The following is a 22,001-nucleotide window of genomic DNA, read 5'->3' on the forward strand; positions in this document are numbered from 1 at the left end:
CCGGAGGGAGACGGTGGACGCTCGCGGCGGGTACGGTGCTGCCGTGACCGCAGAGTTCGTCGCCGCCATCGACCAGGGCACCACGTCCTCGCGCTGCATCGTCTTCGACCGGGCCGGTGAGATCGTCGCCGTGGCCCAGCGCGAGCACCGGCAGATCTTCCCCCGGCCCGGCTGGGTGGAGCACGACGCCGAGGAGATCTGGACGAACGTCGAGCACGTGGTGCGCGAGGCGCTGGCCAGCGCCGACATCGGCACCGAGTCGCTGGCCGCGGTGGGCATCACCAACCAGCGCGAGACCACTGTGATGTGGGACCGGGAGACCGGCCGTCCGGTGGCGAACGCCATCGTCTGGCAGGACACCCGCACCGGTCCGCTGCTGCGGGAGCTGACCGAGGCGTACGACGAGGAGCGGCTGCGGACCCGCACCGGCCTGACCCCGGCCACCTACTTCGCCGGCCCGAAGCTGCGCTGGCTGCTCGACAACGTCGACGGGCTGCGCGAGCGGGCCGAGCGCGGCGAGGTGCTGTTCGGCACCATGGACAGCTGGCTGATCTGGAAGCTGACCGGCCGGCACGTCACCGACGTGACGAACGCCAGCCGCACCATGCTGATGGACCTGGAGACGCTCGACTGGGCCCCGGAGCTGCTCGACGCGCTGCGCGTCCCGGCCGCCGTGCTGCCGGAGATCCGCAGCTCGGCCGAGGTGTACGGCACCGCCCAGGGGGTGCTGGCCGGGGTGCCGGTGGCGAGCGCGCTCGGCGACCAGCAGGCGGCCCTGTTCGGGCAGACCTGTTTCCAGCCCGGCGAGGCCAAGTGCACCTACGGCACCGGCAGCTTCCTGCTGCTCAACACCGGCGCCAGCCCGGTGCCGTCGCGGCACGGCCTGCTCACCACCGTGGCGTACCGGATCGAGGGCCAGCCCGCCGTGTACGCGCTGGAGGGTGCCATCGCGGTCACCGGCTCGCTCGTGCAGTGGCTGCGGGACAACCTCGGCCTGATCTCCTCCGCACCGCAGGTCGAGGAGCTGGCCCGCACCGTCGACGACAACGGCGGCTGCTACGTGGTGCCGGCCTTCTCCGGCCTGTTCGCCCCGCACTGGCGCAGCGACGCCCGGGGCGTGATCGCCGGGCTGACCGGCTACATCACCAAGGGACACCTGGCCCGCGCGGTGCTGGAGGCGTCGGCCTTCCAGACCCGGGAGGTGGTGGACGCGATGAACGCCGACTCCGACGTGGCGCTGCGCCGGCTGCGGGTCGACGGCGGGATGACCGGCAACGAGCTGCTGATGCAGTTCCTCGCCGATGTGCTCGACGTGCCGGTCGTGCGGTCCCGGATCACCGAGACGACCTGCCTCGGCGCCGCGTACGCCGCCGGCCTGGCCGTCGGGTTCTGGCCGGACCTGGCCACGCTGCGCGAGAAGTGGCGATCGGACGCGCAGTGGGAGTCGACCATGGACCCGGCGCACCGGGAGCAGGAGATGCGCCAGTGGCGCAAGGCGGTGCGGCGCACGCTCGACTGGGTCGACTGAGCGTCAGTCCCAGCGGTTGCCGGTCAGCTTCTCGTACACCTCGACGTAGCGGGTCCGGGTCGCCTCGATGACCTCGGCCGGCACCTCGGGGGCGGGCGGCTGCTTGTCCCAGCCGCTCGACGTGGCCCAGTCCCGCACGTACTGCTTGTCGTAGGAGAACTGGGCGCGGCCCGGCTGGTACGACTCGGCCGGCCAGAACCGGGACGAGTCGGAGGTGAGCACCTCGTCGCCGAGGACCAGCGTGCCGTCCGGCGCCCAGCCCAGCTCCAGCTTCGTATCGGCGATCAGGATGCCCCGCTCGGCGGCGATCTCCGCGCCGCGCCGGTAGACGTCGACGGTGATCTGCCGCAGCCGCTCCGCGACCTCCGGCCCGACCTTGTCCACCACCTGCTCGTACGTGATCGGCTCGTCGTGCTCGCCCTTCGGCGCCTTGGTCGACGGCGTGAAGATCGGTTCGGGCAGGATCGACGCCTCGACCAGGCCGCGGGGCAGCGGCACCCCGGAGACCGAGCCGGTGCGCTGGTATTCGGCGAAGCCGCCGCCGGTCAGGTAGCCCCGGGCCACGCACTCGACCGGCACCATGTCCAGCCGCCGGCAGCGGATCGCCCGGCCGGCGAACTCCGCCGGCACGTCCGTCGCGGAGATCACATGGTTCGGCACCAGGTCGGACAGCTGCTCGAACCACCACAGCGACAGCGCGGTGAGCAGGCGGCCCTTGTCCGGGATCGGGGTCGGCAGCACCACGTCGTAGATGGAGACACGGTCCGTGGCGACCAGGATCAGGTCCTCGCCGTCGGCGTAGACGTCCCTGACCTTGCCCGAGTGCAGAAGTTCCACGGCGCTAGTACACCATGACCGCCGGGGGTCGCCCGGCGCGCCCACCGGGCCCGCCCGGCGTTGACACCCCGCCGGGGGGCCGGTGAAATGATCCGTCCACCCCACCTTCGGAGAGACCTTTGCGCGCTCCGCAGTCCGTACCCCGTCCCGGGCTCGACCGGCGACGGTTCCTCGGCGCGCTCACCGGGCTGCCGATCGTCGGCGGGCTGCCGCTGCTCACCGGGTGCAGCCCGGAGGAGGTGGCCGCCGACGACGGCCCGATCGAGCTGTCCGTGTTCTGGTGGGGCGGCGCCCGCCGGGCCGCGGCCACGGAACAGGCGCTGCGGCTGTACTCGCAGCAGAACCCGCGGGTCAGCTTCCGGGTGACCTGGCAGGGGCTGGGCGGCTACTACGACCGGCTCGCCACCCAGGCCACCGGCGGGAACGCGCCGGACCTCTTCCAGATCGACGACACGTTGCTCGCCGAGTACGCGGGCCGGGACATCCTGCTCGACCTGACCCGGTACGTCGCCGACGATCGGCTCGACCTGCGCGAGGTGCCGGAGCAGCTGGCCCGCTACGGCCGGGTGGACGAGCGCACGGTGGGCGTACCGGCCGCGCAGACGAGCGCGGCGCTGGTGTTCAACCGCCGGCTGCTGCGCCGGCTGGGCCAGCCCGAGCCGCGTACCGGCATGTCCTGGAAGGAGTACGTGAGCTGGGCCGCGCGCGTCACGCGCGCCTCCGGCAACCGGGTGGCCGGCACCATGGACGCCTCCGGCGACTACCGGGCGTTCTGGCTCTGGCTGCGCGGCCAGGGCAGCGAGCTGTACCAGGGGCGGCAGCTCGGCTTCAGCTCCGCCGAACTGCTCGCCTGGTTCGAGTTCTGGGAGGTGGCGCGGTTCGACCGGGCCACACCGAGCGCCGCGCTGGTCGAGCAGGCCGACAGCGGCGAGCTGGCCCGCCAGCTCGTGGTCACCGGGCACACCGCAGCCTCCTTCGCCTGGTCGCACCAGCTGCCCGAGTTGCAGAGCCTGACCGACGACGAGCTGGGCGCTGTCGCCTTCCCGGGTACGCCCGCCGCCCAGTGGCCGCGCGCATCGATGTACTGGGCCGGTTTCCGGGGCACCCGCCACCCGGAGGCGGTGGTCGACGTGCTCGACTTCCTGACCACGAACGTGGCCGCCGGCCGGCTCCTCGGCGTCGAGCGCGGCCTGAACACCAGCAAGCAGGTGCGCTCGTTCGTCGGCGCGGAGGTGACCGGCCGGGCCGAGAAGCGCATGGCCGCGCTCGGCGCCGAGCTGGACGACCTGGCCGGCCCGTCACCCGCGCCGCCGCCGAAGGGGCACGCCGAGGTGCGCGAGCTGCTGATCGACGCGGCCGAGAGCATCCGCGGCAAGCGGGCCGGTGCCCGTACCGCCACCTCCCGCTTCATGGCGCAGGCGAACGCCGCCCTCGCCGAGTGACCCGCCCTGCCCCGCCCGGCGCGGGCGGGGCGGGCAGGGGTGTCAGCGCGGGGGGCGGTTGCGGCGGCCGCGGGTGAGCAGCACCACCAGCAGCACGATGCCGCCGACCACCACGAGGCAGCAGAGCAGGCCGAGGATGCCGAACCCGCCACGGGACCGCCGGCGCGCCGCCTCCACCACGATCTCGCCGGTGCCGGACGACGCCCAGGCCGCGACCGGTACGAAGACCGAGAGCACGACCGTACCGAGGACCGCGCCCAGGCGGCCCCACCACTTGTTCCATGCAGACATGTCCCCATCCTCGCCGAGGCCCGCAACCGGGGCACGGCGGACAGGGCGGATGTCTCCGGACACGTCGCGTCGTCGCCGCAGGCCGGGTGGCTTTACTCACGATTAGCCGTCCATTTGGACTGTTACGGTTTCCTGGTGACCTCCTCCCCGCCCTCGGTCCCCGCACCGGCCCTCGCCGGGAAGCGGGAATGGGCTGCCCTCGTGGTACTCGTCCTCGTGGTCCTTCTCCTGGCCGTCGACGGGACGGTCCTCTACCTCGCGGTCCCGTCGCTGACCGAGGACATCGGGCCCACCGCCACGCAGATCCTGTGGATCGGGGACATCTACGCCTTCGTGCTCGCCGGGCTCCTGATCACGATGGGCAACCTGGCCGACCGGATCGGCCGCAAGCGCCTGCTGATGATCGGCACTGTGGGGTTCGGCTCGGCGTCCGTGCTGGCGGCCTTCGCCTCCACCCCGGAGGTGCTGATCGCGGCCCGTGCGCTTCTCGGCCTGGCCGGCGCCACATTGATGCCGTCGACGCTCTCCATCGTCCGGTCGATCTTCGCCGATCGCGCTCAGCGGGCCCGGGCCATCGCGCTCTGGTCGGCCGGGGCGACCGCCGGGGCCGCGCTCGGCCCGCTGGTGGGCGGCGCGCTGCTGGAGCGCTTCTGGTGGGGATCGGTCTTCCTGATCAACGTGCCGGTCATGGTGCTGGCGCTGGTGGCGGGACGGCTGCTCCTGCCGGAGTCGAAGGGCGAGGCGCCGGCGCGGATCGACGTGGGTTCCTCGGCGCTGTCCATCGTCACGATCGTCCCGCTGGTCTTCGCCCTCAAGCGTCTGTTCAGTGACGGCGTCGACGCCCTCACCGTGGCGGCCACCGCTGTCGGGCTGCTGGCCGGATGGTGGTTCGTGCGGCGGCAGAACCGGCTGGCGGTGCCGCTGCTCGACGTCTCGCTGTTCAAGGTGCCGGCGTTCTCGGGCGCGCTTGCAGCCAACGTGCTGGCCATCTTCGGGTTCCTGGGGCTGCTGTTCTTCTTCTCCCAGTACCTCCAGCTGGTTCGCGGCTTCGGCCCCCTGAAGGCCGGCGCCGCCGAGCTGCCCGGGACACTCGCCGCGGTGCTCGTCGTGGCACTGATCGGCGTCCTGCTGTCGCGGCTGGGGGCGGGCCGCGCGATCGGGCTGGGACTGCTGGTCGCCGCCGTCGGGCTCGCCGTCATGGGGACGAGCGTCGACCTCCGGAGCTACTGGGGCCTGGGCATCGGCCTCGCCGTCATCGGGCTCGGCATCGGTGTCGCCATGACGCTCTCGACGGACGCCGTCGTCGGCGCCGTCCCGGAGCGGCGCGCGGGCGCCGCGTCGGCGGTGGCCGAGACGGCGTACGAGCTGGGCGGCGCGCTCGGCATCGCCGTCCTCGGCTCGTTGCACGGGCTGCTCTACCGTTCGTCGCTGACGCTCCCCGCCGGGACCACCGCCGCCGACCGGGCGCTGGCGGAGGACTCCCTGGCCGCGGCCGTGTACGGGTCATCGGCGCCCGGCGTCGTGGCCGCTGCGCAGGACGCCTTCGCCCAGGCGATGCAGTCCGCCACCTTCGTCGCCGCCGTCATCCTGGTCGGCGCCTCGGTGGTGGCCCGGAAGGTCATCCCCTCCGAGCCCGTGGCTGCTGGAGGTGCTCGTGCCGGCCACTGACCGTCGTCCGATCCGCGATCGCGCACGCACCCGGCGGGCCGTGCTGGACGCCGCCGAACGGGTGGTCACCCGGCACGGCGCCAACGTCAGCCTGGCCGCCATCGCCCGGGAGGCGGGTGTCACCAAGAGCGGCCTGATGCACCACTTCCCGTCCCGTGAGGATCTGTTCGCCGCACTGGTCGAGCAGGTGATCACCCGATTCTGGGAGGAGGTGAACGCCCACGTCGACCCCGGCGACGACCGGCCCGGCGCCTTCACCCGTGGTTACGTGCGCGCCCTCACCGGGGACAGCGCGTACCTGGCGGAACTGAACAGCGCCACCGGCCTGCTCGCGCAACTCGGGATCGACAGCATGGAGCACGTGCTCGCGGTGGATCCCGAGGACCCGGCGCGCTGGAACCGCGCCTTCGAGGCCGACGGCCTGCCGCCGGGCCGCGTCTGGGCCGTCCGGTACGCCGCGGAGGGACTCGCCATCGGCATCGGCACCGCCTATGTCACTGACGAGCAGCTCCGGCTGGCCCGCGCGGAACTGCTCGCCCTCACCGAGACGGCCCCGGAATGAGTTCAGGCCCGGAATCCGTGGATTCCGGGCCTGAACCTTGGTAGCGGGGACAGGATTTGAACCTGCGACCTCTGGGTTATGAGCCCAGCGAGCTACCGAGCTGCTCCACCCCGCGTCGGCTCACAAAGCTTATCGCACCCCGATCCTGGAGATCAGCCGGGTACCCGGATCCGCTGCCGACCGTTCCCGGGACGCCTCGGGCAGGAACGGCGAAGGGCCCCGGAGAGAACTCCGGGGCCCTTCGTCACGAGTAGCGGGGACAGGATTTGAACCTGCGACCTCTGGGTTATGAGCCCAGCGAGCTACCGAGCTGCTCCACCCCGCGTCGGCTCGACAACCGTAGCGCACCGACCCGGGCAGGCGCAAAACGGGTACTCAGTCCAGCCACCGCCGGATCGCCTCGACCGCCCGCCGGCTGTCCGCGTCGAACTGGGCGCGCTGGGTCGAGGTGCTCTCCCAGCCCTGTTCCCACAGCACCGTCACCACGTCGCCGGAACGCACCGCGCGTACCAGGTGCACCTCGTCGCCGCCGCTCGGATCGCCGTTGGCGTCCCGGTACGGCGTCCGCGTCTCGAACAGCACCGACTCGTCGCCGTACCCGCTGTCGGGCAGCAGACGCTGCCGCACCGTCACCGACGGCGTGCCCCGGGCGGGCTGCTCGGGGCACGCGCGTACCGCCCCGCGCAGCTCGGCCAGCGCCGCGCCGGCGCCGCCGGACCGGTAGATCGTGATGCTGTGCCGGTAGTTGCCGGACGGCACCTCGTCGGCCGGTGCGCCGGCCCGCCGGTACGGCAGCGACCGGGCCCGCTGCGCGACGACCCGCTCGTCGCCGGGCGTCGCGCCGCACAGCACCGGCAGGACCGGTCCCGGGCCGAAGTAGTTGCCGGTGCCGGCGTCGTTCGCGGCGGGCAGCACGAAGAACGCCCGGTCCGGGATCGTGGTCGGGGTCGCCGCGGCCGGAGGCGTGGTGGTCACGATCGGACTGCGCGAGCCGGAGGTGCGGCCGACGGCCGGCGGCGGCGTGGTGGGCGACGGCGCGACCGAGGGCGCGGCGGCCGACGGCCGCGGGGTGGGCGTACCCGCGGGGGGTGGAACCGGGACGGGCCCCGGCCCGGCGGCGAGCACCAGCCGGCTTCCGGCCACCGTGCCAGCGACCAGCCCGGCGGCGGCCAGGACGGTGATCGCGGCGCGGCGCCGGGCCCAGCGGTCGGCGCTGCGGCGCAGCCGGTCCGGTGCCGGCAGCACCCGCTCGTCGGTGTCGGCGGCGAGGGACCGGTAGTAGCGGTGCAGTTCACGCGACATCGTTGACCTCCAGCTCCTCGGCGGCGACGCCGGGCAACAGCTCGGCCAGCCGGGCCCGTCCCCGGGACAGCCAGGACTTCACCGTGCCGGTGGGCACGCCGGCCTCCCGGGCGATCTCCTCCACCGGCAGGTCGAACAGGTAGTGCAGGGCGAGCGCCTGCCGGTGCCGGGGCGGGAGCTGCCGCAGCGCCGCGACCAGCAGCACGGTGTCCTCGCCGGGCGGTCCGACGTCGGGTGGCGGGCCGGTGCGGCTGGCCGCGAGGCGCCACCCGCGCAGCCGCCGGAACCGGTCGGTCGCCAGCCGGCTGATCACCAGCCGCAGCCACGCCTCCGGCGCGGGATGGCCGGCGAGCTTCGCCCACTGCCGCCAGGCCCGGGCGTACGCCTCCTGCACGAGATCCTGGGCCTCGGCCGGGTCGCCGGCCACCGCGTAGCCGTACCGGACGGCCCGCCCGGACGTGCTGCGGTAGAAGTCGTCGAAGCTGTCCGCGTCCCGCATGTGCCCTCCCGCCCCCCACACGTTCACCTGCACTGTTGACGGCGCGGCGGGGTCCGGGGTTGCGGCCGGGGAGTCCGCTTCACGACACGAGCCCGTGGCCCGGGTGACCGTTGCGGTCCCGGACCACGGGCTCGTGGTGTCAGCTCGGCGTCAGCCGCCCGGTGTCGGCGCGGGGGACGTCGGCGCCGGTGGCGAGACGCTGCCCGACGGCGCCGGGTTGCCCGAGCCGTTCGCCGCGGCCTGGGCCTGCTGGAACGCGCTCATCGCCTCGTCCAGCGCCTTCAGCGCACGCCCGTACCGCTCGAAGTCGCCGGACGTCTGCGCGGCCTTGACCTCGGCGATCGCGGTCTGCACCCGGGCGGCCGCCTGGGCCAGCTCCCCGCTCATCGGCGGCGGCGTGTTGTTGTTGTCGCCCCCGGTGGGCGGCGGCGTGGGGTTGTCGTCGGTGCTGGGCGGCGGGTTGTTGTTCGGCGCCCGCTTGCCCTGCTCGACGAGCTGTTTGATGCCGTCGCTGAGGTTGTTGGCGAGCACCACGTACGAGCCGCCGTCACCGTAGGAGAGCAGCACCTTCTGCAACAGCGGGTACGCGTCCTGGCTGCTGCTCTTCACGTACACCGGCTCGACGTAGAGCATGCCGTCGGCGAACGGCAGCGAGAGCAGGTTGCCGTACTGCACCTGCGCCTGGTTGGACGAGAGCAGGTTGAGCTGCTGCCGGATGTCACCGTTGTTGGTCATCTGCTGGTGCACCTGCGTCGGCCCGGAGATCCGGGTCTGGTCCGGCAGCTCCAGCACCTCCAGCTTCGGCTGCCCGTCGACGTACGACCCGGAGACCAGCGCGGCGAGGTTCTGCCGCCCGTTCGGGGTGACCGCCGAGGTCAGCTGGAAGCGTGGACCGTCCTGCCCGGGGAACTGGGTGAACAGGTAGTACGGCGGCTGCTTCTGCCCGCTGTCCGGCGCGTCCGGCACGTTCGGCACCTGCCAGAAGTCCTGGCCGGAGTAGAAGTCGCCGGGGTCGGTGACGTGGAACTTGGTCAGCAGGTTGCGCTGCACCTTGAACAGGTCGGCCGGGTAGCGGAAGTGCTCGGCCAGCTCGGCCGGGATGTCGCCCTTGGGCAGCACCAGGTCGCCGCCGAACGCCTTGTTCCACGCCTTGAGCACCGGGTCGGTGTCGTCGTACGAGTAGAGCTTGACCGTGCCGTCGTACGCGTCGACAGTCGCCTTCACCGAGTTGCGGATGTAGTTGACGTTCTCCCGGGCGAGCTGGAACGTGCCCCGGCCGGTCAGCTCGTCGGCGGTCTCGGCCTGGAGGTTGACCCGCTCGGCGTACGGGTAGGTCGCGGCCGTGGTGTAGCCGTCGATGATCCACAGGACGCGCCCGTCGACCACCGCCGGGTACGGGTCGCCGTCGAGCGTGAGGAACGGCGCGACCTTCTCCACCCGGTCGCGCGGGTTACGCACGTACAGCAGCTTCGAGTTCTCGTTGACCGCCTCGGAGAGCAGGAAGTTCGACTCCTGCTCCTTGATCGCGTAGAGCAGCCGGCGCGGGAACGAGCCGATCTTGACGCCGCCCTCACCGGTGTAGGTGTAGTACTGCTCGCCGCCGGTGGAGGTGGGCCGGTCGAACTCGACGTTGCGCTCGCCGGTCTGCCCGACGATCGCGTAGTCGTCCGGCTCCATCCGCTCACCGTAGTAGATCCGCGGCTGCTGGGCCGGGATCTCCTCGGCCGGCGCGGAGCACGCCTCCTGTGCCTTGTCGCCGAGGAAGCCGGAGACGAAGTACGGCTGGCCGCCGCAGACCACCTGGTTCGCCGGGGCGGCCACCAGGCCGTACCCGTGGGTGTAGACGGTGTGGCGGTTGATCCAGTTGCTCTGCTGGTCGGTCAGCTCGCCGTAGTTGATCTCACGGACGCCGACCACGTAGTCGGAGGTCTTGTCCTTGACCGAGTACCTGTCGATGTCCAGCTTCGAGCCGAAGTCGTAGAAGCCGCGGACCTGCTGGAGCTGCGTGTACGTCTCGGAGACCAGCTGCGGGTCGAGCAGCCGGATGTTCGACACCACTGACGTGTCGGTGGCCAGGCTGGCGGGTGGAACGAGGTTGCTGGCCGCGTACGGTGTGGTCTTCGTGCCGTCGAGGCTGAACGCGGTGCGGGTGGCCTTGATGCTGCGTTCGATGTACGGCGCCTCCTTGTCCCGGGCGCTCGGCTTGACCTCGAACGTCTGCACGGCCCACGGGTAGATGCCGCCGATCGCCACCGCGGAGACGCCCAGCAGGGCCAGCGAGATGCCCGGCCAGACCAGGTTCCGCATGACGGCGTTGGAGAACACGATGATCGCCAGCGCCACCAGGACGGAGATCCAGGCGAGGATCTCCTTCGCCGGGAGCAGCGCGTTAACGTCGGCGTAGCCGGCGCCGTAGAGCTTGGCGCCCTCGTTGTACTCCAGCAGCATGGCCCGCCGGTCGAGCACGTAGGCGACGGCCTTGAGCAGCACGAACACGGCTACCAGCGTGCTGAGGTGGGCGCGGGCGGCGTTCGTCATCCGGTCGCCGACGCCCTGAAGGCGCACGCCGCCGAAGATGTAGTGCACCGCCAGCGCGCCGAGCAGCGACAGCACCACGACTGTGAAGCCGACGCCGAGCAGGTAGCGCCAGAACGGGAGCTGGAAGACGTAGAAGCCGACGTCGACGCCGAACTCCGGGTCCTTCACGCCGAAGTCGCCGCCGTTGCGGAACAGCAGCCACTGACCCCAGCGGCTCTGCGCGGAGAGGCCGGCGAACAGCCCGACGACGGCGGCGGCGAGCGCGATCCAGGTGCCGAGCCGCGGGCTCAGCAGCATCCGGTAGCGCTCCAGCGTGGCCTGCTCGGCCGAGTGCGGACGCATCTTGGGCCGCAGCCGGTGGGCCAGCCAGAGGTTGCCGCCGACGAGCAGCGCCATGCCGACGCCGACCACGAGGAACAGCAGCAGGCGGGTGGCGAGCACGCCGGTGAAGACCTGGGTGTAGCGGACCTCGTCGAACCAGAGCCAGTCGGTCCAGGCGTTGACGCCCCACCCGAGGAGGGTGAACAAGATGAACACCCCGATCAGGACACCGATGGTGACGCGTCCGCGCCGGCTCATCCTCGGTAAGGGACTGCTACGCATGACCACTGTTGGCTCCGCACGCTCGATGTGATCGGCTCCGACCAGGCACCAAGAGTACGGGGTGTTCCTGAGCACGTCGGGTCAAGGTCACGTCACGATCCGCCCGCCGGCCGCCGCCCGGCCCGCCTCAGCAGCGCGTCGGCTGTCCCCCGGCGCGCAGCGTCTCGAGTGCCTTCAATGCCTCACCCAGCGTGGCGACCCTCAGCAGCGGCAGTCCCGGCTGCGGGTTGCGGACCGCCTCGGCGCAGTTGTCGGCGGGCACCAGGAACGCCTTCGCGCCCGCGTCCTTGGCGCCGACCAGCTTCTGCGCGATGCCGCCGATCGGACCGACGCGACCTTCGTCGTCGATGGTGCCGGTACCGGCGATGATCTTCCCGCCGGTGAGGTCGGCCGGCTCCAGCTTGTCGATGATGCCGAGCGAGAACATCAGCCCGGCGCTCGGCCCGCCGATGTCACCCAGGTCGATCTTCAGGGTGAACGGGTGCGGCTGCTGCTGGTCGATCTCCACACCGATGCGCGGCCGGCCGTCCTGCTCGCGACTGGTCACCGTCGCCGTACCCGGGGTGTCACCCCGGGTGTAGCCGATCGTCAGCGCGGTGCCCGCGGGCTTCGCCCGGATCAGCTCGGTGAGCTTGGCCGCGCTCGTCACCGGCACCCCGTCGACCGACGTGACCACGTCGTCGGGGCGCAGCACGTCGACCGACGGGCCGCCCGGCGTGACCGCCTTGACCAGCACCTTGATCGGGTAGCCCAGCTCGCGCAGCGCCGCCGTCTCGGCGCTGGTCTGCGAGTTCTGGAAGTCCTCCGCGTTGCGCTTCTCGACCTCTTCCTGCGACTCCCCCGGCGGATAGACCAGCTCCCGCGGCACCACCGCCTCGTCCGAGGAGAACCATCCGGCCAGCGCCGATCGCAGCCGCACGGTCGGCTGCACACCGACAGTGGTGAGCCGGAGCTGACCGGCGGAGGTGGACGTCGCGCGGCCGGTCACCTGGATGACCTCCTTGCCGTCCTCACTGCCCAGCGTGTTCACCGTCGGACCGGGGCCGAGCACCACGTACGGCAGCGGCACGCTCAGCACGCCGACGCTGAGCAGGGCGGTGAGCAGGGCACCGAGGAGGACGGTCACGCCGCGACGTCTCATGGGCCAGAGCGTACCGATCCGTACCGTGCCATCCGGCGCGGTGACCGGCGGACTTCGCCCTCAGCGCAACGCCGAGTGGCACGACCTGCGGCGGGCCCCGCGTACCGTAGACGTCGTGCCTGATATTCCGTTCGGCTTCGCGCTCCCGGGTGGTCAACCACCGGACCCCAACGATCCCGCGGCGATGCAGCAGTTCATGTCGCAGTTGCAGCACCTGCTCTCGGCGCCGGGCAGCGGGCCGGTCAACTGGGACCTCGCCCGGCAGGTAGCCGCCAGCCAGCTCGCCGCCGCCGGCGACCCGGCGGTGTCGCCGTTCGAACGCAACGCGGTCGAGGAGGCGCTGCGCATCGCCGACCTCTGGCTGGAGCCGGCGACCTCGTGGCCCTCCGGCATCCGCACCTCGGTCGCCTGGAACCGCAACGAGTGGATCTTCAAGACGCTCGACGTGTGGCGCAAGCTCTGCGACCCGGTGGCCAGCCGGATGGTCGGCGCGATGGGCGACCTGGTGCCGCCGGAGGCCCGCGCCCAGCTCGGCCCGATGCAGTCGATGGTCGCCACGCTCGGCGGCGCCCTCTTCGGCGGCCAGCTCGGCCAGGCGCTCGGCTCACTCGCCGCCGAGGTGCTCTCCGCCGGTGACATCGGCCTGCCGCTCGGCCCCGCCGGCACCGCCGCGCTCGTCCCCGCCAACATCAAGGTGTACGGCGAGGGCCTGGAACTGCCCGAGGACGAGGTACGCCTCTACGTGGCCCTGCGCGAGGCCGCCCACCAGCGGCTGTTCCAGCACGTGCCGTGGCTGCGCGGGCACGTGTTGACGGCTGTGGAGAACTACGCCGCGGGCATCCGGGTCAACCGGGAGGCGATCGAGGAGGCGATGGGCCGGGTCGACCCGACCGACCCGGAGTCGATGCAGGCGATCGCCCTGGAGGGCATCTTCACGCCCGAGGACACGCCCGCGCAGAAGGCGTCGCTGGCCCGGCTGGAGACCGTGCTCGCCCTGGTCGAGGGCTGGGTCTGCCACGTCGTCGACAGCGCCGCCGGTGACCGCCTCCCCAACGTCGTACGCCTCGGCGAGGCGTTCCGCCGCCGCCGCGCCGCGGGTGGCCCGGCCGAGCAGACGTTCGCCGCGCTGGTCGGCCTCGAACTGCGGCCCCGCCGCCTGCGTGAGGCGACGGTGCTGTGGGCGGCGCTGACCGAGCACCGCGGCATCGCCGGGCGGGACGCGGTCTGGGGCCACCCGGACCTGCTGCCCTCCGACGACGACTTCGCCGCCCCGGAGGCGTTCGCCACGACGAGCACCGACCTCGACGACGAGCTGGCGAACTTCGACTTCTCCGCCCCCGGCGCCCCGGAGGAGAAGTCCCCGGGCGAGGACGACGACAAGCACTGACACGTACGCGAGCGGGGCCCGCACGGTTCACCGTGCGGGCCCCGTCCGCGTTCCCGCCCCCGCCCCGCCCTCGCCGCGCCCCGCCCATCTCACCGTCGATCTTGGACTTGTGGCGCCCAGGATGTCCCGAGTGCGGCTTCTGTGAGGTGCCACAACTCCAAGATCGGCGAATCGGCGGCAGGGCGGCCATGCGGGCAGCGCGGTGCGGGCAGGGCGGGCGCGGAGGCGGCGGGGTGGCGGAAGGTCTAGACGGGGCGGCCGGACAGCAGGGCGCGCGTCGCCTCCCAGCCCTCGACGGCCGGATCGAGTGCGGCCAGGTCAGCCGGGCCGCGCATCCGGTGCCAGCCGGCGGTGACCGCCACGTCGCCCGGGCTCGGTGCCGCCCGTCGCACCTCGGCCGGCGCGGTGGTGTCCAGGTCCAGCGTCGGCAGCCACGCCGGTACGGGCAGTCGCGCCGCCACTCCCAGCAGCCCGGTTCCGCTCCCCTCGACCGGGGCCACCGCCACCGGCCGGGTGGTGAGCGGCCGGAGCAGCTTGCCGAGCGTCAGACCGGGCACGTCCGGCGCGTCCGCCGCCACCACCGCCACCTGGTCGTAGCCGGCCGCCCCGCCGTCGCGGGCCGCCCGGTCACCGGCCAGCGCCGTGAACACCGCGTTCGGCGTGGGCTCGGGCACCTCGTACACCTGGGTGCCGGGCCAGACCACGGCGTCGGCCAGCCATCGGTCCCGGCTGGTGACCGCCACCGCGGTCTCCACCTCGTTCAGCGTGGCGAGCAGGTCCACCACGTCCTCGGCGAGCGCGGTACGCCATCGCGCCGGATCGATTCCGGGCGGCGTCCAGGTCACCGGGCCGAGCAGCGCCACCACCACACGTCGCGACATTCGCCGACCTTAACCCCCGCCCCACCCGCGTCCGTTCACGATCATGAGGTTGGCGGTGACGAAGCGGACGAAACGCCAGGCCAACTTCATGATCGACCGCGATGGGCGGTGGTCAGGGGATGGCGGCGGTGGCGGCCACGCCCTCCAGGTAGCCGCGGGCGCGCTCCGACCTCGGGTAGCGGGCGACCAGCGCCCAGAAGTCGGCGTTGTGACTGGGCACGATGAGATGCGCCAGCTCGTGCAGCAGCACGTAGTCGATCACCCAGTCGGGCATGTCCTGGACCCGGTGCGAGATCCGGATGGTGCGGTCGGCGGGCGTACAGGAGCCCCAGCGGCCGTTCTGGTTGGTCACCCAGCGGACGCTGGCCGGCGCGGCGGCCGACCCGTGTTCGGGCAGGTAGAGATCGATCAGGCGGGTGGCGCGGGCGAGCAGTTCGGCATCCGAGCGGGCCAGCCGTCCCTCGCGGGCGGCGAGCCGGGCGAGCATCCGGTCGACCCACTCGCTCTCCTCGGCCCGGGAGAACTGGTCGGGGATCAGCACGACGACGCGCTCACCGTCCCGGTACGCGGACACCGTGCGCCGCCGACGCTGGCTGCGCCGCACCTCGACGACGGGCTTCCGCGTCACGGCCATTACCGGTCCGCGCAGCCTCGGTTGACTGTCACGATGGAAAGCTAATGCGTACTGACCAGGACTCCGCAAGAGTCAACACGACGACACGCGCCCGGAAAGTGGCGGTTGATTGTCAGGAGTCCGGAAAAAATTCTTTGCGACGGTAGCTGACCATCACCTGACCGACCCTGTTCACGTTAAGTGATCTACGACGGGTGACTGTCGGAGGGCCGCGCGAAGCGGATCTGGGTGCATTCATCCGGCGTGTCCGCGCGAAACTGACTTATCCGACGTTACTCGGCATGCACACTCTCGACGTCGACTTGCTCACAGAGTCGGCGTACAGCTGACATGGAACCGCCCAGACCTGGGTAGGGTCCGCCAACCACGGTCAGGTGACTGACCGCGGAGAACCCCCGGCGCCGGTGCCACGCGTGGGCCGCCGCAGGGAGACCCGCCGGGACACCTCCGGCGGACGAGACGAGGAGGCTACCGTGGCCGACCAGGCCCAGACCTACAACGGTTACTGCGTGAAGTGCAAGGAGAAGCGGGACTTCGAGGGGCACGTGGAGGTCTCGAAGACCGGCATGAACATGGCCAAGGGCAAGTGCCCGGTGTGCGGCACAACAGTGAACCGCATCCTGGGCAAGGCCAAGGTCTGACCCGTACGGCAGAAGCGGAGGAGGACGGCCGTCGGCCGTCCTCCTCCGTCGTGTAGCCGACACAGTTACCGGCTGGTTGTGGAAAACCGGCGAGATCCTGTGGACAACGCTGGCCACGGCTCGCCGCACCTGTGGACAACGAGCGACGGAGCGCGTGGAGACGGTCACGATCAGTGGCGTGACCGATCCGACACCGCTCGTCCGTCCCGTCCTGCTGCCCGGCCTGACCCGGCTCTGGCGCGACCGGCACACGCTCCAGCTGGGCGAGCCGCCCGGCCGCGCGGTGCTGCTGGAGATGTCCTCGCCGGGAACGGCCCGCCTGCTCGACCTGCTCGACGGCACCCGCAGCGAACGCGCCGTGCTGGCCGGGGCGGGCGCCGCGCGAGTCCCGCCCGAGGAGGCACGCGCCCTGCTCGACACCCTCCGGGACGCCGGGCTGGTGGTGCCGGCACAGGCACTGCTCCCCCGCGAGCTGGCCGGAGCGGCCCGGGACCGGCTGGCCGCCGAGGCTGCCGCGCTGGCGCTCGCGTCGCCCGACCTGCCCGGCACACCGGCCCGGCTGCTGCGCCGCCGCCGTGCCGCCCGGGTGCTGGTCACCGGTACGGGACGCCTCGGCGCAGCGGTCGCCGTCGCGCTGGCCCAGGCCGGGGTCGGGCACGTCGTACCCGATCTGGCCGGCCCGGTCGGCGCGGGTGACCTGGTCGGGACCGGCCTGACCGCCGCGGAGCTGGGCCGTCCGCTGGCCCCGGCGGTACGCGCGGCGCTGGAACGATGCGCGCCCGGAACTGTCACCGGCCCGTCCCGGGCGGCCCGGCCGGACCTGGTGGTGCAGCTCGGCGTCGACCGTCCGGCCGAGCTGCTGGCCACCGGGTACGCCCGCCGGCGTCAGCCCCATCTGCTGCTCGACCTGCGCGGCGGCGTACCGGTGGTCGGTCCGCTGGTCCGCCCGCCCGCCGGCCCCTGCCTGCGCTGCCTCGACCTGCACCGCGGCGACCGGGATCCGGACTGGCCCGCGCTCGCCGCCCAGCTCGCCGCCGACCGGGGCGCGCGCGCCTGCGCCGCCGCCACCGGGCTCGCCGCGGCGGCCTTCGCCACGGCCGAGGTGCTGGCCCAGCTCGACGGCGCCCAGCCGGAGACGCTCGGCGGCGCGGTGGAGGTCCGGGGTCCGGGTCGCGTCCGCTACCGACGGTGGCCCCCACACCCCTCCTGCGGTTGCTGCCGGCGTCGCCCGATCCGGTCGGCCCCGGCCACTACCCGCCGCACGGCAGCAGCGGAGGCCCCGCGTCGGTAACAATGGCCGGGTGACCGACATCCCGCGCCGGGCCGTGTCCCGCACCGCCAAACTCGCCGCCCTGCCGCTCGGGTTCGCCGGTCGAACCGTCCTCGGCATGGGCAAGCGGGTGACCGGCCTCGCGTCCGACGTCATCTCCGCCGAGATCCAGCAGCGCACCGCCGAGCAGTTGTTCAGCGTGCTCGGGCAGCTCAAGGGCGGGGCGATGAAGTTCGGCCAGGCCCTGTCGGTGTTCGAGGCGGCGCTGCCCGAGGAGGTCGCCGCGCCCTACCGGCAGGCGCTGACCAAGCTCCAGGAGGCCGCGCCGCCGTTGCCTGCGGCGACAGTGCACAAGGTGCTCGCCGAGCAGCTCGGCCCGGACTGGCGCGACCGGTTCGTCGAGTTCGACGACACCCCGGCCGCCGCGGCGAGCATCGGCCAGGTGCACCGCGCGGTCTGGCGCGACCCGGGGTACGGGCCGAACGGCGGCCCCCAGCACCGGGACGTGGCCGTGAAGATCCAGTACCCGGGGGCGGGTGACGCCCTGCTCGCCGACCTCAAGCAGCTCTCCCGGCTCGGCGGCATGTTCCGGGCCATCCAGCCGGGGCTGGACGTGAAGCCGCTCCTGGCCGAGCTGCGCGAGCGCATCACCGAGGAGCTGGACTACGAACTGGAGGCGGAGTCGCAGCGGGCGTTCGCCGCCGCGTACGCCGACGACCCGGACATCTTCATTCCGGAGGTGCTCGACGCCGCGCCGCGGGTGCTGATCACCGAGTGGGTGGAAGGCATTCCGCTGTCCCAGATCATCCGGGAGGGCACCGAGGAGCAGCGGAACGAGGCCGGCCGGCTGATGGCCGAGCTGCACCTGTCCGCGCCGGAGCGGGCCGGGCTGCTGCACGCCGACCCGCACCCGGGCAACTTCCGGCTGCTCCCGGACGGCCGGCTCGGCGTGATCGACTTCGGAGCGGTGGCCCGGATGCCGCAGGGCACGCCCGAGCCGATCGGCCGGATCGCAGCACTGGCGCTGCGCGGGGACGCCGACGCGGTGGTGGAAGGGCTGCGCGCCGAGGGCTTCGTCAGCCGCACCGAGTCGATCGACGCCCCGGCGGTGCTCGACTTCCTGCGTCCGATGCTGGAGCCGATCGCCGCGGAGGAGTTCCGCTTCACCCGGGCCTGGCTGCGCGGCGAGGCGACCCGGCTGGCCAGCCCTCGCTCCCCCGCCTACCAGCTCAGCCGGCAGCTCAACCTGCCCCCGTCGTACCTGATGATCCACCGGGTCACGCTGGGTTCGATCGGGGTGCTCTGCCAGTTGGAGGCGAAGGCGTCCTACCGGTCGATCCTGGAACGCTGGCTACCAGGCTTCGCGCCGGTGGTCTGAGCGCAAGCCGGCGAGCGCGCGGGCACGGCGAAGGGGCGGTGACCTGTCGGTCACCGCCCCTTCCTCACGCGATCGTTCTACAGAACGCCCAGGTCGCGGGCCGACTGGCTGCGACCCCGCATGGCGACGGTACGGGCGGAACGGGTTGCCTCAGTGCTCGTGGTGGTGCGACCGGCCTGAGGCCGGCGCATTCGGGCCCTGGACAACGCTTCGTGGAGTAGTTGCATCTCGAATCCGTTCGGCAGGTTCAGCATCAGGGTTTCTCTCTCAGGTCGGCCGGTGGAGGGACACCGGCATCGGTCGGTTTCGGAACGTAGGTTTGTCAGGCTGCCAGCCGGACGGAGCTACGCGACTCGGACAGCCCGCTGGCCGCCAGTCGCGCCTCCGCCTCGACCCGGAGCTGCGCGTCACGGGCGAGGTCCTCCTTGCGCGGACGGCCACGGGGCCGCTTGCGCGGGACGACCGCGCCACGCTCGAAGATCTCGCCGCCCCAGACGCCCCAGGGCTCGGCTCGCTCCACCGCCCCGGCCAGGCACTCGACGCGCAGCGGGCAGTCCCCGCAGAGCGACTTGGCCAGCTCGAGCTCGGCGGGCGAGTCGGAGAACCACAGGTCGGGGTCGAACTTCCGGCAGGGCAGGTTCGCCTCCACGTCGACGCTCACGTCGAGGGGGGCCAACGCCAGACTCATCCTCCGGTCACCTCTCTCTCACTTCGATCTCGTGGATCGCATTCCGACGTACTTCGGCGGGACAAAAAAAACTGAGGCCGCGGATCCCGGTATGCGGGTTCCGCGGCCTCGAGGTGAGCCGGTGGTCTGATGGATCAGACCGGTCTACCTCGAGGTGGAACACCGCGGACATCCGTGCGCTTCTTGGCGCCATCGATGCCCTTGCCCGCGAAGCCACTGGTTCCCTCGACTCCGGCGATCGGCGCAACGGTCAGGTTCAGCTCGGCCTGAACCGGGACCTGGTGCACCTGCGGAGCCGACGGTCGAGCGGCGAGGGCCACCCGGACAGCCGACAGCGGAGCGACGGCAGACGGCATCGCCGCAAGACGCTCATAGGTGAAGATCTTCATTGGTGCCACCTCCCTACTCTCCTCGTGCCGACCGTGGACTCATCCCCTTTGAGCAGCCAGAACGGCGCCGCTCGCGAGGTGTGTCATGAGGCTATTCCTAGCCCTCGGGGGAGGGCAAACGATTTACGGCTAGTTTTCAGAAGTTTTCTGTGGGCAGACCTCGTCCACCGTGGCGCCCGCCACCAGGGCGAGCACCGTATCCCCGTAAAGCCCGACTTTTCGGGGCCCGATCCCGGCGATCGCCACCAGTTCCTCGGTGCGGCCGGGCTTCCGCTCGGCCAGCGCGGTGAGCGTGGCGTCGGTGAAGACCACGTACGCCGGCACCTTCTGCGCGCCCGCCACCCGCTGCCGCCACTCGCGCAGCCGCTCGTACAGCTCCTCGTCGATGTCCGACGGGCAGGTCGGGCAGCGGCCCAGTTTGCGGTCCGCGCCGGCGAGCAGCGTGGCACCGCAGATCCGGCACGAGACCACCTGCGGTCGGCGCCGCTCGGCCCGCCGCGCCGGCCCGCCGCCGCCGGCCCGCTCCCCGCCGCCGGACCGGTCGAGCTGCGGCAGGAACCGCGAGGGCCGCCGGGCCCGCCCACCCGGCGAGCGCGCGGTGGCGTACGACAGCCAGAGCCACTCCCGGGCCCGGGTGATCCCGACGTAGAGCAGCCGCCGTTCCTCCTCGACCTGCTCCATGGTCTTCGCGTACGTGGTGGGCAGCGTTCCCTCGGCCAGCCCGACCAGGAACACCGCGTCCCACTCCAGCCCTTTCGCCGAGTGCAGCGACGCGAGCGTCACCCCCTCGACTGTGGGCACGTGCTGCTGGGCGGCCCGCCGGGCGAGTTCCTCGGTGAACCCGGTCAGGCCCGGTTCCTCCTCGGCCTGCGCCGCGTACTCCTCGGCGAGCTGGACCAGCGCGGCGAGCGCCTCCCACCGCTCCCGTGCGGCGCCGCCGGGCGGGGGCGCGTCGGGCGCCCAGCCGACGGCGGTGAGCGCCTCGACCACGGCGGCCGGCAGCGGGGTTCCCGCGTCGGCCGACCGGGTGGCGGCGCGCAACGCGATCATCGCCTGGCGCACCTCGGGCCGCTCGAAGAACCGCTCCGCACCCTGGAGCACGTACGGCACCCCGGCCTCGGAGAGCGCCTTCTCGTACGCCTCGGACTGCGCGTTGGTGCGGAACAGCACCGCGATCTCCCGCGCCGGGGTGCCGCCCGCCACGAGCGCCCGGCAGCGGGCCGCGACCGCGTTCGCCTCGGCCGGCTCGTCGGTGAAGATCCGCAGTTCCGGTTCCGGGCCGGGCCGGCGCTGGCCGTGCAGCTCCAGCCGTAGCCGCGCCTCGGTGCCCCGGGCCTGCGAGATCACCGCGTTGGCGAGCCCGACCACCTGCGGGGTGGAGCGGTAGTCGCGGACCAGCCGGACGACTGTCGCGCCGCGGTGCAGGCGGGGGAAGTCGACCAGGTACGACGAGGTGGCGCCGGTGAACGAGTAGATGGTCTGGCTGGCGTCGCCGACCACTGTGAGGTCGTCCCGGCCGCCCAGCCACGCCTCCAGCAGCCGCTGCTGGAGCGGGTTGACGTCCTGGTACTCGTCGACCACGAAGTGCCGGTACTGGTTGCGCACCTGCTCGGCCACGTCCGGGTGCTCCTCGATGCCCCAGACCGCGGCGCGCAGCATGTCCTCGAAGTCGATCACCCCGTTGCCGCGCTTGAGCCGCTCGTACGCGTCGAACACGTCGGCCACCCGGGCCGGCTCGTACGGCGTCTCGCGCAGCGCCTTGGCCGCGGCGACGACGTACTCCCCGGGCTCGACCAGCGACGACTTGGCCCACTCGATCTCGGCGGACAGGTCCCGCGCGGCGGCCCGGTCGGCGCGCAGGCCGACCTTGGCGGCGGCGAGCGTGACCACCCGCACCTTGCTGTCCAGCAGCTCCGGCATGGCCCGGCCGGCCAGCAGCCGGGGCGCGAAGTAGCGGACCTGCCGCAGCGCCGCGGCGTGGAACGTGCGCGCCTGCACACCCTGCACCCCGAGCACGCCGAGACGGCTGCGCATCTCGGCGGCGGCGCGGGCGGTGAACGTGACCGCCAGCACATGCCGGCCGGCGATGTCCCCGGTCAGCGCCCGGTACGCGATTCGCGAGGTCACCGCCCGGGTCTTGCCGGTGCCGGCGCCGGCCAGGATGCAGACCGGACCGGCCGGAGCGGTCACCGCGGACCGCTGCTCCGGATCCAGCCCGGCCAGCACCCGTTCCGCCGCTGAGTGAACGCCCACAGCAGGGAATCATCCCAGCATCGTGTGACGTTGCAGCGGTTAGCCTGGCCTGATCGGACCGGGCGCGAG

19 protein-coding genes and 2 tRNA genes are annotated in these 22,001 nt (G+C 72.5%); 8 read left to right on the forward strand and 13 right to left on the reverse strand.

Annotated elements, in window-relative coordinates:
• Positions 1–43 precede the first annotated feature (43 nt).
• Positions 44–1,528 carry a glycerol kinase GlpK gene (gene glpK, locus MICAU_RS26280; RefSeq protein WP_218917875.1) on the forward strand — a complete coding sequence of 495 codons (1,485 nt, stop codon included), beginning with the start codon at positions 44–46 and terminating at the stop codon, positions 1,526–1,528.
• A 3-nt stretch (positions 1,529–1,531) separates the two neighbouring features.
• On the opposite strand, the gene MICAU_RS26285 is transcribed toward glpK, so the two are convergent.
• Positions 1,532–2,365 (reverse strand): phosphoribosylaminoimidazolesuccinocarboxamide synthase, encoded by an 834-nt coding sequence (locus tag MICAU_RS26285; RefSeq protein ID WP_013288390.1) that lies wholly within the window; start codon positions 2,363–2,365, stop codon positions 1,532–1,534.
• A gap of 119 nt (positions 2,366–2,484) precedes the next feature.
• Here MICAU_RS26285 and MICAU_RS26290 point away from each other — a divergent pair, with 119 nt between their 5' ends.
• Positions 2,485–3,807, forward strand: coding sequence for an ABC transporter substrate-binding protein (locus tag MICAU_RS26290; protein ID WP_013288391.1), 1,323 nt, complete (start codon positions 2,485–2,487; stop codon positions 3,805–3,807).
• A gap of 42 nt (positions 3,808–3,849) precedes the next feature.
• Here MICAU_RS26290 and MICAU_RS26295 read toward each other — a convergent pair whose 3' ends face one another.
• On the reverse strand, positions 3,850–4,098 hold the full coding sequence (locus MICAU_RS26295; protein WP_013288392.1) for a hypothetical protein: 249 nt from the start codon (positions 4,096–4,098) through the stop codon (positions 3,850–3,852).
• A gap of 135 nt (positions 4,099–4,233) precedes the next feature.
• On the opposite strand from MICAU_RS26295, the gene MICAU_RS26300 reads away from it, so the two are divergent.
• Together MICAU_RS26300 and MICAU_RS26305 are read left to right on the forward strand one after the other, a co-directional pair.
• Positions 4,234–5,766 carry an MFS transporter gene (locus MICAU_RS26300; protein ID WP_013288393.1) on the forward strand — a complete coding sequence of 511 codons (1,533 nt, stop codon included), beginning with the start codon at positions 4,234–4,236 and terminating at the stop codon, positions 5,764–5,766.
• Positions 5,753–6,328, forward strand: a complete 576-nt coding sequence (locus MICAU_RS26305) for a TetR/AcrR family transcriptional regulator (RefSeq protein WP_013288394.1) — start codon at positions 5,753–5,755, stop codon at positions 6,326–6,328. The genes MICAU_RS26300 and MICAU_RS26305 overlap by 14 nt, the downstream gene beginning before the upstream one ends.
• A gap of 38 nt (positions 6,329–6,366) precedes the next feature.
• Here MICAU_RS26305 and MICAU_RS26310 read toward each other — a convergent pair.
• From MICAU_RS26310 to MICAU_RS26335, 6 genes are all read right to left on the reverse strand, one after another.
• Positions 6,367–6,443: transfer RNA gene (locus MICAU_RS26310), tRNA-Met, on the reverse strand.
• Between the two features lie 136 nt (positions 6,444–6,579).
• Positions 6,580–6,653, reverse strand: a tRNA-Met gene (locus MICAU_RS26315).
• Positions 6,654–6,703: 50 nt separating this feature from the next.
• Positions 6,704–7,630: a hypothetical protein gene (locus tag MICAU_RS26320; RefSeq protein ID WP_013288395.1), complete on the reverse strand. Its 927-nt coding sequence runs from the start codon at positions 7,628–7,630 to the stop codon at positions 6,704–6,706.
• The gene (locus MICAU_RS26325; RefSeq protein WP_013288396.1) at positions 7,620–8,129 is read right to left on the reverse strand and encodes an RNA polymerase sigma factor; all 510 of its coding nucleotides are present in this window, start codon (positions 8,127–8,129) and stop codon (positions 7,620–7,622) included. The genes MICAU_RS26320 and MICAU_RS26325 overlap by 11 nt, the downstream gene beginning before the upstream one ends.
• Positions 8,130–8,279: 150 nt before the next feature.
• Entirely contained in the window at positions 8,280–11,270 is a 2,991-nt protein-coding gene (locus MICAU_RS26330) for a UPF0182 family membrane protein (protein ID WP_225319643.1), read from the reverse strand.
• A 127-nt stretch (positions 11,271–11,397) separates the two neighbouring features.
• The gene (locus tag MICAU_RS26335) at positions 11,398–12,411 is read right to left on the reverse strand and encodes a YlbL family protein (RefSeq protein WP_030273878.1); all 1,014 of its coding nucleotides are present in this window, start codon (positions 12,409–12,411) and stop codon (positions 11,398–11,400) included.
• Between the two features lie 115 nt (positions 12,412–12,526).
• Here MICAU_RS26335 and MICAU_RS26340 point away from each other — a divergent pair, with 115 nt between their 5' ends.
• Entirely contained in the window at positions 12,527–13,798 is a 1,272-nt protein-coding gene (locus MICAU_RS26340; protein WP_082171395.1) for a zinc-dependent metalloprotease, read from the forward strand.
• 245 nt (positions 13,799–14,043) lie between these two features.
• Here the strand turns inward: MICAU_RS26340 and MICAU_RS26345 are convergent, their stop codons facing one another.
• Complete coding sequence (locus MICAU_RS26345; protein ID WP_013288400.1) at positions 14,044–14,679, reverse strand: hypothetical protein; 636 nt, start codon at positions 14,677–14,679, stop codon at positions 14,044–14,046.
• A gap of 112 nt (positions 14,680–14,791) precedes the next feature.
• The gene (locus MICAU_RS26350) at positions 14,792–15,313 is read right to left on the reverse strand and encodes a M48 metallopeptidase family protein (RefSeq protein WP_013288401.1); all 522 of its coding nucleotides are present in this window, start codon (positions 15,311–15,313) and stop codon (positions 14,792–14,794) included.
• A 473-nt stretch (positions 15,314–15,786) separates the two neighbouring features.
• Between MICAU_RS26350 and MICAU_RS32560 the strand changes: the two genes are divergently transcribed.
• The 3 genes from MICAU_RS32560 to MICAU_RS26360 all read left to right on the forward strand — a co-directional run bounded on the left by MICAU_RS32560 (position 15,787) and on the right by MICAU_RS26360 (position 18,602).
• Positions 15,787–15,954 (forward strand): DUF5679 domain-containing protein, encoded by a 168-nt coding sequence (locus MICAU_RS32560; protein WP_007464795.1) that lies wholly within the window; start codon positions 15,787–15,789, stop codon positions 15,952–15,954.
• Positions 15,955–16,132: 178 nt separating this feature from the next.
• Positions 16,133–17,245: a hypothetical protein gene (locus tag MICAU_RS26355; protein WP_141722597.1), complete on the forward strand. Its 1,113-nt coding sequence runs from the start codon at positions 16,133–16,135 to the stop codon at positions 17,243–17,245.
• Positions 17,246–17,255: 10 nt separating this feature from the next.
• Positions 17,256–18,602, forward strand: coding sequence for an ABC1 kinase family protein (locus MICAU_RS26360; protein WP_013288403.1), 1,347 nt, complete (start codon positions 17,256–17,258; stop codon positions 18,600–18,602).
• A 322-nt stretch (positions 18,603–18,924) separates the two neighbouring features.
• On the opposite strand, the gene MICAU_RS26365 is transcribed toward MICAU_RS26360, so the two are convergent.
• The 3 genes from MICAU_RS26365 to MICAU_RS26370 form a co-directional block, all read right to left on the reverse strand.
• Positions 18,925–19,290, reverse strand: coding sequence for a WhiB family transcriptional regulator (locus tag MICAU_RS26365; RefSeq protein ID WP_013288404.1), 366 nt, complete (start codon positions 19,288–19,290; stop codon positions 18,925–18,927).
• A gap of 134 nt (positions 19,291–19,424) precedes the next feature.
• Positions 19,425–19,679 carry a hypothetical protein gene (locus MICAU_RS32120; RefSeq protein WP_013288405.1) on the reverse strand — a complete coding sequence of 85 codons (255 nt, stop codon included), beginning with the start codon at positions 19,677–19,679 and terminating at the stop codon, positions 19,425–19,427.
• Positions 19,680–19,808: 129 nt separating this feature from the next.
• Entirely contained in the window at positions 19,809–21,932 is a 2,124-nt protein-coding gene (locus MICAU_RS26370) for an ATP-dependent DNA helicase UvrD2 (protein WP_013288406.1), read from the reverse strand.
• Positions 21,933–22,001 lie beyond the last annotated feature (69 nt).

The organism is Micromonospora aurantiaca ATCC 27029 (assembly GCF_000145235.1).
GTDB classification, from domain to species: Bacteria; Actinomycetota; Actinomycetes; order Mycobacteriales; family Micromonosporaceae; genus Micromonospora; species Micromonospora aurantiaca.